The 15,658-nt window shown below is 71.8% G+C and carries 11 protein-coding genes; 4 read left to right on the forward strand and 7 right to left on the reverse strand.

The window, feature by feature from the left end; all coding sequences use genetic code 11:
• Nucleotides 1-27: 27 nt before the first annotated feature.
• Nucleotides 28-726: a hypothetical protein gene (locus MED01_RS15785; RefSeq protein WP_238669323.1), complete on the reverse strand. Its 699-nt coding sequence runs from the start codon at nucleotides 724-726 to the stop codon at nucleotides 28-30.
• A gap of 277 nt (nucleotides 727-1,003) precedes the next feature.
• On the opposite strand from MED01_RS15785, the gene MED01_RS15790 reads away from it, so the two are divergent.
• The 3 genes from MED01_RS15790 (at nucleotide 1,004) to MED01_RS15800 (ending at nucleotide 6,353) form a co-directional block, all read left to right on the forward strand.
• The gene (locus MED01_RS15790; RefSeq protein ID WP_238669324.1) at nucleotides 1,004-3,061 is read left to right on the forward strand and encodes a DNA gyrase/topoisomerase IV subunit B; all 2,058 of its coding nucleotides are present in this window, start codon (nucleotides 1,004-1,006) and stop codon (nucleotides 3,059-3,061) included.
• A gap of 38 nt (nucleotides 3,062-3,099) precedes the next feature.
• A complete protein-coding gene (locus tag MED01_RS15795; protein ID WP_238669325.1) occupies nucleotides 3,100-5,583 on the forward strand; it encodes a DNA gyrase/topoisomerase IV subunit A in 2,484 nt (827 codons plus the stop codon).
• Between the two features lie 251 nt (nucleotides 5,584-5,834).
• The gene (locus MED01_RS15800; RefSeq protein ID WP_238669326.1) at nucleotides 5,835-6,353 is read left to right on the forward strand and encodes a TrmH family RNA methyltransferase; all 519 of its coding nucleotides are present in this window, start codon (nucleotides 5,835-5,837) and stop codon (nucleotides 6,351-6,353) included.
• 171 nt (nucleotides 6,354-6,524) lie between these two features.
• On the opposite strand, the gene MED01_RS15805 is transcribed toward MED01_RS15800, so the two are convergent.
• Nucleotides 6,525-7,097 carry a peptidoglycan-binding domain-containing protein gene (locus MED01_RS15805; protein WP_238669327.1) on the reverse strand — a complete coding sequence of 191 codons (573 nt, stop codon included), beginning with the start codon at nucleotides 7,095-7,097 and terminating at the stop codon, nucleotides 6,525-6,527.
• A gap of 349 nt (nucleotides 7,098-7,446) precedes the next feature.
• Here MED01_RS15805 and MED01_RS15810 point away from each other — a divergent pair, with 349 nt between their 5' ends.
• A complete protein-coding gene (locus MED01_RS15810; protein ID WP_238669328.1) occupies nucleotides 7,447-10,260 on the forward strand; it encodes an AfsR/SARP family transcriptional regulator in 2,814 nt (937 codons plus the stop codon).
• A 13-nt stretch (nucleotides 10,261-10,273) separates the two neighbouring features.
• Here MED01_RS15810 and MED01_RS15815 read toward each other — a convergent pair whose 3' ends face one another.
• From MED01_RS15815 to MED01_RS15835, 5 genes are all read right to left on the reverse strand, one after another.
• A complete protein-coding gene (locus MED01_RS15815) occupies nucleotides 10,274-10,909 on the reverse strand; it encodes an alpha-ketoglutarate-dependent dioxygenase AlkB (RefSeq protein ID WP_238669329.1) in 636 nt (211 codons plus the stop codon).
• A gap of 160 nt (nucleotides 10,910-11,069) precedes the next feature.
• The gene (locus tag MED01_RS15820; protein WP_238669371.1) at nucleotides 11,070-12,227 is read right to left on the reverse strand and encodes a PseG/SpsG family protein; all 1,158 of its coding nucleotides are present in this window, start codon (nucleotides 12,225-12,227) and stop codon (nucleotides 11,070-11,072) included.
• Nucleotides 12,224-12,979: a cytidylyltransferase domain-containing protein gene (locus tag MED01_RS15825; protein ID WP_308193486.1), complete on the reverse strand. Its 756-nt coding sequence runs from the start codon at nucleotides 12,977-12,979 to the stop codon at nucleotides 12,224-12,226. The genes MED01_RS15820 and MED01_RS15825 overlap by 4 nt, the downstream gene beginning before the upstream one ends.
• Nucleotides 12,980-12,984: 5 nt before the next feature.
• The gene (locus MED01_RS15830) at nucleotides 12,985-14,811 is read right to left on the reverse strand and encodes a class I SAM-dependent methyltransferase (RefSeq protein WP_238669330.1); all 1,827 of its coding nucleotides are present in this window, start codon (nucleotides 14,809-14,811) and stop codon (nucleotides 12,985-12,987) included.
• Nucleotides 14,801-15,649: a hypothetical protein gene (locus MED01_RS15835; RefSeq protein ID WP_238669331.1), complete on the reverse strand. Its 849-nt coding sequence runs from the start codon at nucleotides 15,647-15,649 to the stop codon at nucleotides 14,801-14,803. Before MED01_RS15835 ends, MED01_RS15830 begins: the two co-directional genes overlap by 11 nt.
• Nucleotides 15,650-15,658: the final 9 nt, after the last annotated feature.

Consider the following 15,658-nt stretch of genomic DNA (forward strand, 5'->3'; position numbering starts at 1 on the left):
CCGACCCGCGCCCGTCGGCGCGGAGAGTCAGTGACCGGCCGGGCGGTCGCGGCGGTGCAGCAGGGCCGTGCCCACGGCGTTCAGACCGACACCCCAGACCAGGAGTACGCACAGCCACTGCACCCACCGCAGCGCGCTCATCTGCCCCGAGAACAGGTTGCGCACGCTGCCGAACGGGGTGAGCCACGGCTGCGCCGGACGGAGGGCGTCCACGGCACCCAGCAGCGTGAACAGCCCCAGCGGCAGGATGATCGTGGCTAGGAACGCCACCACCACCGAGCGCAGCAGCAGGCCCAGGCCGGTGCCCACCAGGCCGGCGGCGATCTGCACCAGCACACCGCCCACCGCGGTCGTCCCGGCGAACCGCCACGGGTCGTCGGCGACATCGGCCGGGGTGAGCGCCAGCGTCGCGGCGCAGATCAGCACACCGGCCACGCCGATGACGACCGCTGGCAACCCCACCGCAAGCACTGTGGGCAGGACCGGAAGGCGGACGGGCGCCCGGCGCAGGTCACGCACCAGCAGGATGCCGAAGAGCGGGGTCGCGACCGACATCAGGCTCTGCACAGTGCGCGAGAGTTCGGTGAAGCTCCGGTCGGCGGGAGCCGCCGCCGCGACCAGCGCCACGGCGGCCAGCAGCCCCGCCACCAGGGTGCCCACCAGCAGCCACCGTCGGGTCCAGGTGCCGAGGGAGCGTTGCAGGGCGTCGTGAATCGTCACGTCCATCTCGACCGCCTCCTGATCTCCTCGACCCGGACGGCGTGCACCCCGCGCGCAAACCGGCCGCGATCATGAGCGAGCATATCGGTGACGCTGTCTCTGCGTGGTCCCGTGATCACCCGCCGGCTGTTCGTTGGCTCACGTCCGGAGGGGCGCGCGCGGCGGGTCGCGTAGGTCCTCCGGTGGTTGTCCTAGCCTCGGGCTAGGCTCGCTGCGGCGCGCCACGCCGGCTGATGTCGCCGGTGACCGGCAGCACACCGCCGAGACCGGGGAGTACGACCAGTTGACCGCAGAGCCTGACACCCTGTACGGGGCCGATGACCTCACCCACCTTGAGGGGCTGGACGCTGTCCGCAAGCGGCCCGGCATGTACATCGGTTCCACCGACAGCCGTGGCGTGGGTCACCTCGTCAACGAGATCCTCGACAACTCCACCGACGAGGGTGTCGCCGGTCACGCCAGCCACGTCGAGGTGATCCTGCACGCCGACGGCTCGGTGCAGGTCGACGACGACGGCCGGGGCATTCCCACCGACGTGCACGCCAAGTCCGGCATCTCCGGTGTCGAGTTGGTGCTGACCCGGCTGCACGCCGGCGGCAAGTTCGGCGGCTCCGGCTACAAGACCTCCGGCGGTCTGCACGGCGTCGGCGCATCGGCTGTCAACGCGTTGTCCCGCCGCTTCGACGTGACCGTCCGCCGGGCCGGCAAGGTCCACGCGATGTCGTTCCGGCACGGCGTCCCGGGCATCTTCGACGGCGACGGGCCGGACGCCCTCTTCACCGCCGGCCCGGGGCTCCAGGTGACCGGTGCCATGAAGCGCGGCCAGCGCACCGGCACCTCGATCCGCTGGTGGCACGACGCCCGTTACTTCGAGACCGGCGCTGCGCTCGACGTCGACGCCGTCCGGATGAAGCTCCGCAACACCGCGTTCCTGGTCCCCGGCGTGACCTACCTGCTGCGCGACCTGACCGGCGAGACTCCCGCCGAGGAGCGGTTCCACTACCCCAACGGGCTCAGCGACATGGTGGAGTTCCTCGCCCCGGCCGGCGACCGGCCGGTCTCCGGCACCCTGCTGGTCAACGGCGAGGGCACCTACCGGGAGAACGCCGCCGACGCCAACGGCGTCATGCAGTCCAACGTGCAGCGGCGTGCCGAGGTCGAGGTGGCGTTCCGGTGGGGCACCGGTTACGAGCGCACCGTCGAGTGCTTCACCAACACCATCCGCAACGCGCACGGCGGCACCCACCGCAAGGGGTTCGAGCGGGCCCTCGTCCGTGCGCTCGCCGACGCGATCCGCAACACCCGTGGTCTGCTCAAGGCCAAGGAGGAGCCGCCCACCCTTGACGACGTCCTGGAGGGGATGACGGCGGTGGTGCACGTGCGGATCCCCGAGCCGCAGTTCACCTCGCAGACCAAGGACGAGCTCTCCACCACCGGCATCACCAAGGTTCTCCAGTCCCTGGTCGACGCGCACATCAAGGCCTGGCTGGAGGACCGGCGCACCAAGGCCGAGGCGCGCACCGTCCTGCAGAAGATCGTCGACGCCGCCCGGGTGCGACTCACCCAGAAGCAACAGAAGGACGCCGCCCGGCGCAAGACGGCCCTGGAGGGCGCGTCCATGCCGCCGAAGCTCGTCGACTGCCGGGCCACCGGCATCGACCGTAGCGAGCTGTTCATCGTCGAGGGTGACAGCGCCCTGGGTACGAGCCGGATGGCCCGTTCCTCGGAATACCAGGCGCTGCTGCCGATCCGCGGCAAGATCCTCAATGTGCAGAAGGCCAACCTCCAGCAGGTTCTGGACAATGCCGAGTGCGCGGCCATCGTGCAGGTCCTCGGCGCCGGCTCGGGGCGCACCTTCGACCTCTCCGCGCTGCGCTACGGCCGTGTGCTGATCATGGCCGACGCCGACGTGGACGGCGCGCACATCCGTACGCTGCTGATCACCCTGTTCGCCAGGTACATGCGGCCGCTGATCGAGGCGGGTCGGCTCTACGCCGCGATGCCGCCCCTGCACAAGATCACTACCAAGGGGCGCAGCTCGCAGACCGTCTACACCTACACCCAGGCCGAGATGGAGACGACGGTCCGCAAGCTGGAGAAGGCCGGCAAGCAGATCGTCACGCCCATCCCACGGTTCAAGGGTCTCGGTGAGATGGACGCCGACGAGTTGTGGGACACCACGATGAACCCGGCCACCCGGGCCGTCCGCCGGATCACCCTCGACGACGTCGACGCCGCCGAACGCATCCTCGAACTGCTGATGGGCGAGAAGGTCGAGCCGCGTCGCAACTGGCTCATCGACTCCGCCGACCGCGTCGACCGGGATGCGATCGACGCATGAGCGCCGCTTCCGTTCCCGTTCCAGTGGAGAGCTGAGTCATGGCACGCCGTAAGGAAAACAAGGTCGACCTCTCCTCGTTCGACCAGGCCGGCGCGCGGGTCTTCGACAACCCGCTGGTCACCGAGGTCTCCGACTCCTACCTGGAGTACGCGTTCTCGGTCATCCACTCCCGCGCCCTGCCCGACGCCCGCGACGGCCTCAAGCCGGTGCACCGGCGCATCCTCTGGTCGATGTACGAGCAGGGCTACCGCCCCGACCGCGGGCACGTGAAGTCCGCCCGAATTGTCGGGGATACAATGGGAAAGTACCATCCGCACGGCGACACGGCGATCTACGACGCCATGGTCCGCCTCGCGCAGGACTTCTCCCTCAACGTGCCCCTCATCGACGGGCACGGCAACTTCGGCAGCCCCGACGACGGCCCTGCCGCCTCGCGGTACACCGAGGCCCGGATGTCCCGCGAGGCCATGCTGCTCGTCGGTGAGCTGGGCGAGGACACCGTCGACGTCGAGCCCAACTACGACGGGTCGCTGACCCAGCCGACAGTGCTGCCGGCGGCCTTCCCCAACCTGCTGGTCAACGGCGCGTCCGGGATCGCGGTCGGGATGGCCACCAACATGATCCCGCACAACCTGGCGGAGGTCGTCTCCGCGGCCCGCTGGCTGATCAACCACCCGGACGCCACCCTGGACAAACTCATGGAGTTCGTCCCCGGCCCGGACCTGCCCAGCGGTGGGGTGCTGCTCGGCCTGGACGAGGTGCGCAGGGCGTACGAGACCGGCCGTGGCGTGGTGCGGATGCGCGGCAAGGTGGAGATCGGCCCGATCGAGGGCAGCCGAGGTCGTCAGGCGATCACAGTGGTCGAGCTGCCCTACGGCGTCGGCGCGGAGAAGGTCATCGCCGCGATCACCAACGAGGTCACCAAGACCAAGCGGCTGACCGGCATCGCGGACGTCAAGGACCTCACCGACCGGGAGAGCGGCACCCGGCTCGTCGTCGAGTGCAAGGTCGGGGTCAACCCGCAGGCGCTGCTCGCCGACCTCTACCGGTTGACCCCGTTGGAGCAGTCGTTCGGCGTCAACAACCTGGTCCTTGTCGACGGGCAGCCGCGCACGCTGGGCCTCAAGGCGCTGCTGGAGGTCTTCCTGGCCCACCGGTACGAGGTGGTCACCCGGCGCACCTCGTACCGTCGGCGCAAGCGTCAGGAGCGGCTGCACCTGGTCGACGGTCTGCTGATCGCGTTGTTGGACATCGACGAGGTGGTCCGGCTGATCCGGGGCAGCGACGACGCGCAGGCGGCGAAGGACGGGCTGATGAGCCGGTTCGGCCTCTCCGACATCCAGGCCACGTACATCCTGGACACTCCGTTGCGCCGGTTGACCAAGTTCGACCGCATCGAGCTGGAGGCCGAGCAGGAGCGGCTGCGTTCCGAGATCGCCGAGCTGAGCAAGATCCTCGACGACGAGCGGGTGCTCCGGAAAGTGGTCTCCGACGAGCTGGCGGCAGTGGTCAAGCAGTTCGGCACCGAACGTCGGACGACGCTTGTCGACGGTGACCTGAAGGAGGTGCTGGCCGCGTCCGCGCCGGCCGGCCCGCTGGAGGTCGCCGACGACCCGTGTCAGGTGATCCTCTCGGCGACCGGGCTGGTCGCCCGGACCGCGGCCGAGTCGGAGGAGAGCTCCGAGGGGCGTCGCCGCAACGGCCGGGTCAAGCACGACACGGTACGCGCCATCGCGCACTCCACCGCCCGAGGTCGGGTGCTGCTGTTGACCAGCGCCGGTCGGGCGTTCAAGGTCGACGTCCTGCCGCTGCCGGTGCTGCCCGAGCAGGCGGGCACCGTGTCACTGCGTGGCGGTATGTCAGCGGCCGAGCTGGTGCCGTTGGCGGCGGGGGAGACCGTCGTCGGCCTGGCCCCGCTGGGCGGGCAGGCGGAGGGCTCACCGGGGCTGGCGTTGGGCACCCGGCAGGGCGCGGTGAAGATCTGCTCACCGGAGTGGCCGGTGCGCTCCGACGAGTTCGAGGTGATCGGTCTGCGCGATGGTGACGAGGTGGTCGGGGCGACCTGGCTGACCGACGGCACCGAGACGCTGACCTTCGTCACCTCGGAGGCGTCGCTGTTGCGCTTCCCCGCCGGGTTGGTCCGGCCGCAGGGCCTCAAGGGCGGCGGTATGGCCGGCATCAACCTGCCGGCCGGGGCGCGGGTCGCGTTCTTCGGCGCGGTGCGCACCGACGACCCGGGGCATGGTGAGCCGATGGTGGTCACCTCCACCGGCGCGACGGTCAAGGTGACGCCGTTCAAGGCGTACCCGGCGAAGGGCCGGGCGACCGGCGGCGTGCGCGCGCACCGCTTCCTCAAGGGTGAGACGGACGTCGCCGTCGCCTGGGTGGGACCGCGACCGGTCGGCGCGACCGCCACCGGCGACCCGGTGGAGCTGCCCGCCGCGGACCCACGCCGCGACGGCAGCGGCTTCGCGGTGATGCTCGGCCCGACGGTGGTAGGCCACCTGATCGAACGCGACTGACCCGCCCACCTGCGCCGTCGCCCGGTCATGTCCGGCGTGCCAGGTCGGTCGAAGATCGTGCTCGATCCTGGACGTAATGGTGTCACCGACGCGGTGATGCCACTCGATCCTGGATCGAGCACGATCATGCGGGGTGGGGCGTCCGTCAGCGCGGTATGTTGGTGCCCTCTGTTGTCGGTGAGGGTCCGGGTGCACCGCGAAGCGCCCCTCAACATGATTTCTTCTCTGTCCGGCGGAGTCGCCGGTGCGGCGTGAGCGCCGCCATCCGGGTCCGGCCGAGGCGTGAGCTACGGGCCGTCCGCCGTCCCCGGCCACACCGCTGTTGGGGTCACCTGATCGCCGCGCCACTCTGGCCGCTGCACGGCGCGAACCTGGGCACCCTGTTGCGTACGTGCGACGCGGTCGGCGCCTGCCTCGCCGTGCCACCGTTCCGCTGGGTGGACGAGGCCGTGGCCCGAGGCAACACGCTACGGCGGCCGGGCTGCGTCCACCGGGTCGGCAGCCCGCTGCGCTGGCTGGCCGCCGAACGGGCCGCCGGCAGCCGGATTCTCGGGGTGGAACTGGCCGACGAGGCCGTCCGGCTCGGTGATCTGCCCGCCGCTCGGGGCCGTACCGTGGTGCTGCTGGGCCACGAGGCGACAGGCATCCCGCCCGAGGCGCTCGATCAGCTGGACGCGGCGGTGGAGATTCCCATGGTCGGCCACGGCCACAGCCTGAACGTCGCGGTAGCCGGCTCCCTGGTCCTCTACAAACTGGCCGGCCTCCTCTAGTACGGCGCCCGGTCGCCGCTGGAGCAGTGGCGATCAGGCCGGAGAACCGCACGGTAGGTCCGGACAACGGTTCTGTCGCGTCCGGACCTACCGTGCGGGTCGCTGGTCACCACGCGGGGTCGGGCCACTCGCGATGATGCTCGGTTGGCCAGACCGCCGGGTTGGGCGAGGTCAGCAGGTGCGGGAGTTGTAGGCGGCCCAGTAGGGGCCGCTGCCCTGCGGCGGGTAGAACCGGTAGTTCCCGTCGGGCGAACGCTGTAGGACGAATTGGTGCGAGCCGTACGGGCTCCGGGAACCCGTCGCCCCGTGGTAGACCACGTACAGCCACCCGTTCTGGTTGTCGTGCTGCACCAGCTTGTCGCCGGCCTTCGTCCAGCTGTTCCGGCCTGCGGAGCCATCCGCTGAGAGGCCCTTGTCGCGCTGGAAGTTCCTCGTCGCGGCATCGGTCTGGTCGCCGAAGACACCGTCGACCCCGGACGAGGGCAGGTAACCATTCGCCCAGAGAATGGTCTGCCAGAGACAGGCGACGTTCGAGTTGCGGTGCGTGGTGACGTTGGTGACGCCTTCGTCATCGAAGTCGTCAGACACCGCGCCGGTGCCATGGACGAACGCCCGGCCCGTGTAAGAGCCGCTGGCCGCGGCCGGCGTGGCGATGGTGACGTTGATGCCGATGGCCAGTGCCGCGCCGATGGCGGGCACCGCGACTCTCTTGAGGACGCGGCCTGTGGATCGGTGCGACGACATGTATCTCCTCTGGTCGGGATTCACGAGGGCGCAACGGTGCTGGGGCGTTGCGCCGGCCGGCGGTGTCAGACCTGGCACGACGAGGCGAGGTGGCCTCGCGCCACTGTGGACGAACGGTCCCGTCTGGCCTCGCGTCATCGGCGTGCGACCAGGTCTGGCGATTGGTGCTCTTGGATGAGACGGTGAGGACGGTAGAACCGTCCTCACCGCTCCGGGTCCCCCCATGGAGAAGGTACGGTGGGGCCGGTACAACCGCCGCACAACTCACGCACAGCTCGTCCACTCGCCCGCTTGTCCGGGTGCTGTACGCGCGGCGGCACATGGCAGCGCCCACATGTGAGGTGCCTGGTTGCGTTTCGAACTCCTTGGCCCGTTCCGGGTGTACCGCGACGGCCAGCCGGTTCCACTGGGCTCGGTGAAGCAGCGTCTCCTGCTGGCGACCCTGCTGCTGCGCCCGAATGAGGTCGTCGGCACGAACGAGTTGGCCGCGATGCTGTGGGGCGACGAAGAGCCGGCGTCGGCCGCCGCGAACCTGCGCACCTATGTGCGCGGGTTGCGGCGGTCGCTGGGCGGTGGGGCGACCTGGGACGGGATAACCGCTGCGGCCGGCGGCTACCTGCTTCGGGTGGGCCCGGACGAACGGGACGTGGATCTGTTCGACGCCGCGGCGGCGCGGGGCCGCGAGGCGCTCGCCACCTCCGATCTGGACCGGGCCGAGGCCGAACTCTCCGCCGCGGTGCGCCTGTGGCGTGGTGCACCGCTGGCCGATCTGCCGCTGCGCTCGACGCTGGCTCGGCGGGTGGCGCAGTTGGAGGAACGTCGGCTGCTCGTCGAGGAGGACTACGCCGAGGCGGTGCTGGCCCTCGGCGCGTCGGCCGACGTCGTGCACCGGTTGCGCGGCCTGCTCGACCGGTACCCGCTGCGGCAGCGGGCGTGGGGCCAACTGATGGTGGGCCTGTACCGCATCGGAGACGTAGCCGGCGCACTGGATGCTTTCCGGCAGGCCCGACAGACGCTGGCCGAGGAGACCGGCCTCGATCCCGCACCCGAGCTCGTCACGCTGTACGACGACATCCTGCATCACCGCCCGGGCCTGACGGCGCAACCGCCAACGGGGTCGGACCGGCCGGCGCCGGACACGGGAGTGGGGCCGCTCATCCAGCGCCCCGAGCAACTGCCGCGTGCGGTGCCGGAGTTCGTTGGACGTAGCACCGAGCTGGCGGGCCTCGACGGGCTTCTGGGTGGCGGGGCCGAGGGGTCGACGAGCGGCGCCATCTCTGTGGTGTCCGGCATGGCCGGAGTCGGCAAGACCGCCCTGGCGTTGCACTGGGCGCACCGGGTTGCCGACCGATTCCCGGACGGCCAGCTCTACGTGAACCTTCGCGGTTACGACGAAGCTGGCGCGGTGTCCCCGCCCGACGCCCTGTCCGGCTTCCTCGAAGCGCTCGGCGTGCCCCACGCCCGGATACCCTCCGACATGGAGGCCCGGACTGGTCTCTACCGCAGCCTGCTGGCCTCCCGGCGGATGCTCCTGGTGCTCGACAACGCTCGTGACTCCGCCCAGGTGCGCGCCCTGCTGCCCGGTGCGGGCCGCTGCATGGTCGTGGTCACCAGCCGTGACCGGCTGGGCGGCCTGATCGCCGCCGAATGTGCCACGCCGTTGACACTGCACGTGCTCACGGCGGAGGAGTCGAGAAGCCTGCTCGCCAGACGTCTCGGGGCCAGCCGGCTCGCCTCCGAGTCGGTGGCGGTGGCCGACATCATCGAGGCCGCAGGCCGGCTTCCGCTGGCACTGTCGATAGTCGCGGCGCGCGTCGCGACCCATCCCACCTTTCCGCTCAGCGCGATCGCCGCCGAACTGCACTCGGCCGAGGCGAGGCTGGACGCCCTGGCCGACGGCGACGTCCGGCGCGTCTTCTCGTGGTCGTTCTTGGCCCTGGGGGCGGACGCGGCCCGGCTGTTCACCCTGCTGGGGCTGCATCCGGGCCCGGACCTGACCACCACTGCGGCCTCGGCGCTCGCCGGTGTGCCTGCCGCTGCCGTCACGCCGATCCTGCGGGAACTGACTCGGCTCCATCTGCTGGCGGAGCACGCGCCCGGCCGGTTCGCCTTCCACGATCTTCTGCGCGCCTACGCGGCCGAGCTCGCACAGTCGTCGGAGCGCGGCGACGAACACGTCGCAGCCCGACAGCGCCTGTACGACCACTACCTGCACTCCGCCTATCCGGCCGCCCGGCTACTCCAGCCGCAGTGGCCCACGATCGAGCCGATGCCGCCGCTGCCCGTACCCGCCAGGCGACCGGTGACCGATCACGACGGCGCGCTCGCCTGGTTCACGGCGGAGCATCGGGTGCTGGTCCGGGTGGTCCGACAGGCCGCCGAGAACGGCTTCGAAACGTACGCCTGGCAGATCGCGTGGGCGCTGACCACCTTCGTGGCGCCGCGCGGCCTCTGGCAGGACCAGCTCGCCATCCAAGAGGTCGCGCTGGGCGCCGCGGAGAAGATCGACGACCTCGCCGGTCAGGCCGTCGCCAACCGCCTGGTCTCCCGCGCGCTGATCCGACTGGGCGACCGCACCACTGCCGAGTACCGGCTCAAGCGCGCGCTTGAGCTGCACGAACGTCTCGGCGACCCGATCGGCCAGGCCCAGACGCTGCACAACTACTGCGAACTCTGCTACCTGGACGGCCGGCTGGACGAGGCGCTCGCACACGGTCGCGAGGCACTGCGGCTCTACCGGCTGGTCGGCAATCACGCGGGCGAAGCCCGGACGCTCAACGCGATCGGTTGGCTTCTCGCCACCACCGGCGACTACGTCCAGGCCATCGCCAGCTGCACCGAGGCCCTCCACCAGCAACGACGGACCGACGACCGCAACGGTCAGGCCGCGACGCTGGACAGCCTCGGCTTCGCCTACGACCGCCTCGGTGAACGCGACCGCGCGGCCAACTGCTACGAGCAGGCGATCACACTCTTTCGCGACTCCGCGGACCGGTATCACGAGGCGGAGACCCTCATCCGACTCGGAGACACCCGGGAGGGGATGGGTGACCGGGACGCTGCCGCTGCCGCGTGGCGCCTGGCTGCGCGAATCTATGAGGACGTGGGCGACCCCGCAGCCGAGGAGGTCCGCCGCCGCCTCGAACGTCTGATTTCGCCCTAGTCAGGGGCCACAGTCAGGCGACGTTGTGGGGGCGGAACTGGACGCTCACCCGGGGCCCCACGGGGCGGGTGGTCTTGGGGATGGCGTGTTCCCAGGTGCGTTGGCAGGAGCCGCCCATCACGATCAGGTCGCCGTGGCCCACCGGGAAGCGCAGGCTCTCGCCACCGCCGCGTGGGCGCAGCAGCAGCGGTCGGGGTGCTCCGAACGACACGATCGCGACGACCGTGTCGGTGTGCGCCGAGCGGCCGATGGTGTCGCCGTGCCAGGCCACGCTGTCGCGCCCGGACCGGTAGAGGCACATGCCGGCGGTGACGAAGGGTTCGCCCAACTCGGGCGCGTAGTGCCCGGTGAGCGCGGCCCGCGCGGCGGTGAGCACGGGGTGGGGGAGTGGTCTCGCGGCGTCGTACCAGCACAGCAGGCGGGGCACGTCGACCTCGGAGTCGAACATGGTGCGCCGTTCGGCACGCCAGGACACCTCGGTGAGCAGTGTGTCGAGGACCGTGTCGGAGCCGCGCACCCAGCCGGGGAGGTGGTCGACCCAGGCGCCCCGGCTGAGCTGGTGCCGGCGGATCTGGCCGGGCAGCGGCCCCAGGGTCGGCCCGGCGTCGGCCAGGTCGAGCATCGACGGCTGGTAGGCGGCCTGCGTCATACGGCCACCCTAGCAGCACTTTCGTACACCCGTGCTAGCGGTGAATCGTGCGGGCCGGCTGCTTCTCGGCAAGATCGTGCTTGATCCTGGATGTAGTGGCCTGCCGCGCCTTCGTGGGGACTGTTTCCAGGATCGGGCGTGATCTTGGCCTGCCGCGCGGTCAGCCCGGGACGGTGGCGGCGCGTACGGCGTCGAACACCGCGTCCACCACCCGCGCCCGGCCCTGCCCGTCGACGGTGGACCAGGCGCGGGCGGCGAGGGTCGCGCGCCGCTGCGGCGAGCTGAGCAGCCCGTGCAGGGTCCGCGCCGCCGTCGCGCGGGCGGCGCGTCCGGCGACGCCGGCGGCGGTCAGCTCCGGCAGCTCGCCGAGGCCGGCGGCCAGGCCGTGCCGCACCACCCGGGTGTACGACTCGCGTTGGTTGTCGACCACGCAGACCAGTGCGCTGGGTGCGCCGAGGCAGCAGAGTTCCCAGGTGGACGTGCCGGCTGCGCTCACCACCAGGTCGGCTTCGGTGATCAGTGCCGGCAGCGAGGTGGTGGGCGGGACCGGTCGGATGGTCTGCCCCCGGCCGGGGGTGACATCGTCGACCTCCGCCTCGATCTCGGGTCGCCCGACGATGACCGTGAGGTCCATCGGGTGACCGGTGGCCGCCAGCACCCGGGTCAGGACCGGGGCCGCGCCGACCGCGTCGGTGCCGCCGAAGAAGGCCAGCACCCGGGGGCGACTGACCGCCGCAGCGGGTGGGGCGACCGGCGGCCGGGCGCTGATCACGGTGTCACGCAGCAGGGCGTATCCGCTCCCGGCGAGCAGCCGGCCGGGCAGTTCCGCCCCGGACCTCAGCCCCGGCAGTTCCGCCCCGGATCCCAGCCCCGGCAGGGCCGCCCCGGACCTCAGCCCCGGCAGTTCCGCTCCGGGCCCCAGCCTGGGCAGGGCCGCCCCGAAGTTCTGGTCGAGGTAGAGGTCCGCGACCTGGCCTCGGCTGTCGCCGTCGATGATGGCGAGGGTGTAGACGCCGGCGGCGCGCAGGGCGCCGGCTCCGGCCGGGTCCAGTTCGTAGGAGTCGAGGACCAGCACGTCCAGGTGGTGTCGGCGGGCCGCCTCGACCAGCTCGGCCGCCGAGTCCGGGCCGGGGAGTAGCGGGATGCCCCGCGCGGCCAGCTCCGCGGTTGCCCACTCGAGCCGTTCGACGGTGCCGAAGACTGTGACGTCGGCGCCCCGGGCGAGGAACTCCTCGGCGAGCGCCAGGCAGCGGACGAGGTGGCCGACGCCGCGCCGTGGTCCGGCGTCGCAGCGGAATCCGACCCTCAGGGCGCTCAGGACTCCTCCAGGTGCTTCTGTCGTACGCCGGCGTTGAGTGCGCGCAGCCGGGGCTGACCGTCGAGCCAGTCGGCGAGCTTGGCCAGCGGCACGCTGACGTCACCGAAGTGGTCGATGATCGCGCTGACCAGCGCCCAGTCCTGCTCGGTGTCGAGGGTGAGCCGCAGCGCGGAGCGGTCCGGGGTGAGTGTCACCCCGAGCACCCGGAACAGCTCCGGATGGGTGTACGCGTACGAGGTCACGTGCACCCGGTGGTGGTCGGTGGCGAGCCGGCCCAGGGTGCGCAGCGTCTCCGCGCGGATGATCTCGACGTCCAGCCCTCGGGGCAGGGTCCGGGCGATCGACGTGCTGGCGTAGTCCAGCCCGGGGACCGCCCGGTACACCGACGCGACCACTGTGATGATCTCCGGGTCGAGCAGGGGGCAGTCGGCGGTGAACCGCATGACGGCGTCTCCTGGGTGCGCCGCGAGGGCGCCCACGAACCGGTCCAGCACGTCGTCGACCGGCCCGCGGTGGCACGGTACGTCGAGCCGCGCGCACTCGGCGGCCACCGCGTCGTCGACCGCGTCGGTGCTGGTGGCGACGACCAGGTCGGCGAGGACGCCGCTGTCCCGGGCGGCACGGACGACCCGGCCCAGCACGGAGCGTCCGGCGAGCGGGCGGAGCACCTTGCCGGGCAGTCGGGACGAACCCATCCGCGCCTGCACGATGCCGACGATCCGTGGCCCCGCGGCGGTTCCGGGCGGCGGTATGTCGGTCACTGCTGCTCCTCCTGCTTCGGGGCCAGCACCGCGGTGGCCCGACGCTTGGCCGCGCGGGCACCACGCTTGGCCAGCCGGGCCGGGGTGATGGCGAGCCGGCCCACCCGGTAGCTGAGCGACCCGCTGAGCAGGCCGATCGTCGTCTCGGCCCGGCGTAGCGCCCGTTCCCGCGAGGTGAGCAACTCCTCGGTCCACGCGGTCAGCGCGGTCAAGCGGGTGAGTTCCTCGCGCTGGCGCAGCCACGCCTCGCGTAGCTGCTGGTAGCTGTGCCCGCCGAGCGGCGGGTCGGTCGGCGCGACGGCCTGTAGTTCGGTGGCGAGGCCGACAGTGGCGTCGGCGTCCAGCCCGTGCAGCGCGGCGGCGATGGCCGCCTCAACCTCGACCGCCTCGCTGACTGTCGCCCGGTCGAGGTCGTGGCCGGCGAGTCCGCCGAGCACCACTGTCAGGCCCGCGATGTCGAGAGTGGACGACCACGGATGGGCGTACCCGCCGGTGAGCAGGCCCGCCGCGAAGCGCCACAGCCCGCGGGCGAGCACCACGTCGCCGGGCAGCTCGGCGGTGGCCCGCCAGCTGGGGTCGAGCACCGCGTACCGCTCGCCGTCGACCACCACGTTGTCGGTGCCGGCCAGCGCCGCCGCGCCGGCGATCCGGCCGTCGCTGTCGGCCTGGTCGGCGAGCCAGCCCGCGTACCCGCGCAGCAGCGCGCGCACTGTAGCCAGGTCGCGGCGCAGGGCCGCGTCGAGCAGCAACGTACGCAGCAGCCGGCCGGACGGCACCGGTCCGGACAGCGCGTCGGCGTCCCGGTACGCGGCCTCGCGGCTGGCGAACGGCGCGACGGCCGGCGTCGTCGCGTCGGTGGGCGGGACGAGTCCCCAGCGCCAACCGGAGGGGCCGTGCAGCACCTCCAGCACGCCGATCCCGGGACGACCGGTCTGCACCAGGGCCACCGGCAGGTCCGCCTCAACGGTCGGCGTGGTCGGGTCCGTGGGTTCGGCGGGCCGGTGGGCGAGGGTCAGCCAACCCGGTGCGAGGTCGGCGGCGCGCCCGGCGTGCAGCGCGTCCACAGCGAGCCGGGCCGGGTCCTGGAGCACTGTGGCGCTGGTGAAACCCCCGGCGCAGGCGCCGTGCAGCACCGCGTCGAACAGGCCGGAGCCCGCGTCCCGGTCGAGGTGGTCGGCGTCCAGCAGCGCCGTCGGGGTGCTGACACCGGGGTACGCGGCCCAGCACGCGGCCGGCCGTAGCCCTGCCGCGCCGAGCCGCTCGCGCAGTTGGTCCCGGTTGGCCGGGTGGGCTCGGTCCAGCACGCCGCCGATCACCCAGGCGGAGTCGTCGCGGCGGGCGTACCAGGGGGTGGTGCCGACCAGCCGGTGCAGGCCCAGGGGGTTGTCCAGGCGCAGCAGCAACGCGCCGCCCGGTCGCACCGCGGCGACGAGTCGCGCCAGCACACCGTCCCAGCCGAGCCGGGTGCCCTCCACCGACTCCACCGGGTCCAGCCCGGCAGCCGCGATCACCACGTCGTACGTCTCGTCGTCGGGCAGCCCGGCCGGACCACCCACCACCACGCGGGCGGCCCGGTGCGCCAGCGCCACCGCGTCCGGGTGGCTGCGCAGCAGGCAGGTGACCTCGGCGTGGGTGAGCTGGTCGAGCAGCGCCGGGTCGTGTGGACCGGCCACCAGGACCCGGGCGCCGGGCGGGACCAACCGGGCTGCCAGCGCGGCGAGCGGCCCACCGTTGGCCAGCCGTTCCTGCGGCAGATCCGACCAGGCCAGCATCTCGCCGCCCGGCAGGGTGATCCGGTCGGCGGGTGCCGTCTCAGTCGTCACTGTCTTCCTCTTCCTCCTGGAGGTTCACCCAACCGAGCAGTTCGCGGAGCTCGGCCGGCGTGCAGCGGTGGTCGGTACCCAACTCGGCGCGGGCGATCTCGACAGCGGTGGGCAGGTCGACGGTGGTGCCGTGCAGCTGCGGCCACTGCCGTCGGATCCGAGCGGTGCCGCCGAAGGTGGGGTCCTCGTTGGACAGGATCATCGGGTCGCCGTAGACCGCCGGCTCGCACCCGGCCGCGATGCCGTAGAAGATCGCGCTGGTCAGCCGGTTGGAAGCTACCCGGCGGTGACGGCGCAGCTCGGTGAGCTGTCGGTCGAGGAACTCCGGATCGGTGTCCTTCCACCAGTGTCCCCGGTAGCCGTGGCAGATCACCCGGAACCCGGCGCGCTCGTAGAGCCGGCGCACGTTGCGCATCCGGTACTCGTGCCAGTAGAGGCAGACAGTGACCGGGCCGGGCTCGGTGTCCTGGATGAGGGCGATCAGTTTGCGGTGGTCGCCCTTGACGTGCTGACCCTCCCAGCCGTGGAACGGGTACCAGATCGTGCCCTTCCGCTCTTCGACAGGTGGTTCCTCGGGTCGCATGGCCAACAGGTAGCTGAACGGCGCGCCGATGACGACCACGTTGCGTCGCCCCACCGACCAGGCCCGGCGGCGGGTCTGCTCCGACCAGAGCAGGCTGGGGGTGCGTTCGGCGTACGGGTGGCCGGGGGCCAGGCCGTCACCGATGTTCCAGCCGTGCTGCACGTACCCGTTGATCCGGGGTGGGTGCCGGTCGCCGAGGCCGGCGTACCGGGCCAGTACGTGCGCGTGGCCGTAGAAGTGGTTGGCGTGGTGCATCAGGTTCCC

This window comes from Micromonospora alfalfae, assembly GCF_022230925.1.
Taxonomy (GTDB): Bacteria; Actinomycetota; Actinomycetes; order Mycobacteriales; family Micromonosporaceae; genus Micromonospora; species Micromonospora alfalfae.

What these genes read in the sequence shown, in the direction of transcription:
- MED01_RS15795 (WP_238669325.1), top strand. Translation starts at nt 3,100, where the DNA reads ATGGCACGCCGTAAGGAAAACAAGGTCGACCTCTCCTCGTTCGACCAG.
- MED01_RS15835 (WP_238669331.1), bottom strand. Translation starts at nt 15,649, where the DNA reads ATGCACCACGCCAACCACTTCTACGGCCACGCGCACGTACTGGCCCGG.
- MED01_RS15815 (WP_238669329.1), bottom strand. Translation starts at nt 10,909, where the DNA reads ATGACGCAGGCCGCCTACCAGCCGTCGATGCTCGACCTGGCCGACGCC.
- MED01_RS15805 (WP_238669327.1), bottom strand. Translation starts at nt 7,097, where the DNA reads ATGTCGTCGCACCGATCCACAGGCCGCGTCCTCAAGAGAGTCGCGGTG.
- MED01_RS15785 (WP_238669323.1), bottom strand. Translation starts at nt 726, where the DNA reads ATGGACGTGACGATTCACGACGCCCTGCAACGCTCCCTCGGCACCTGG.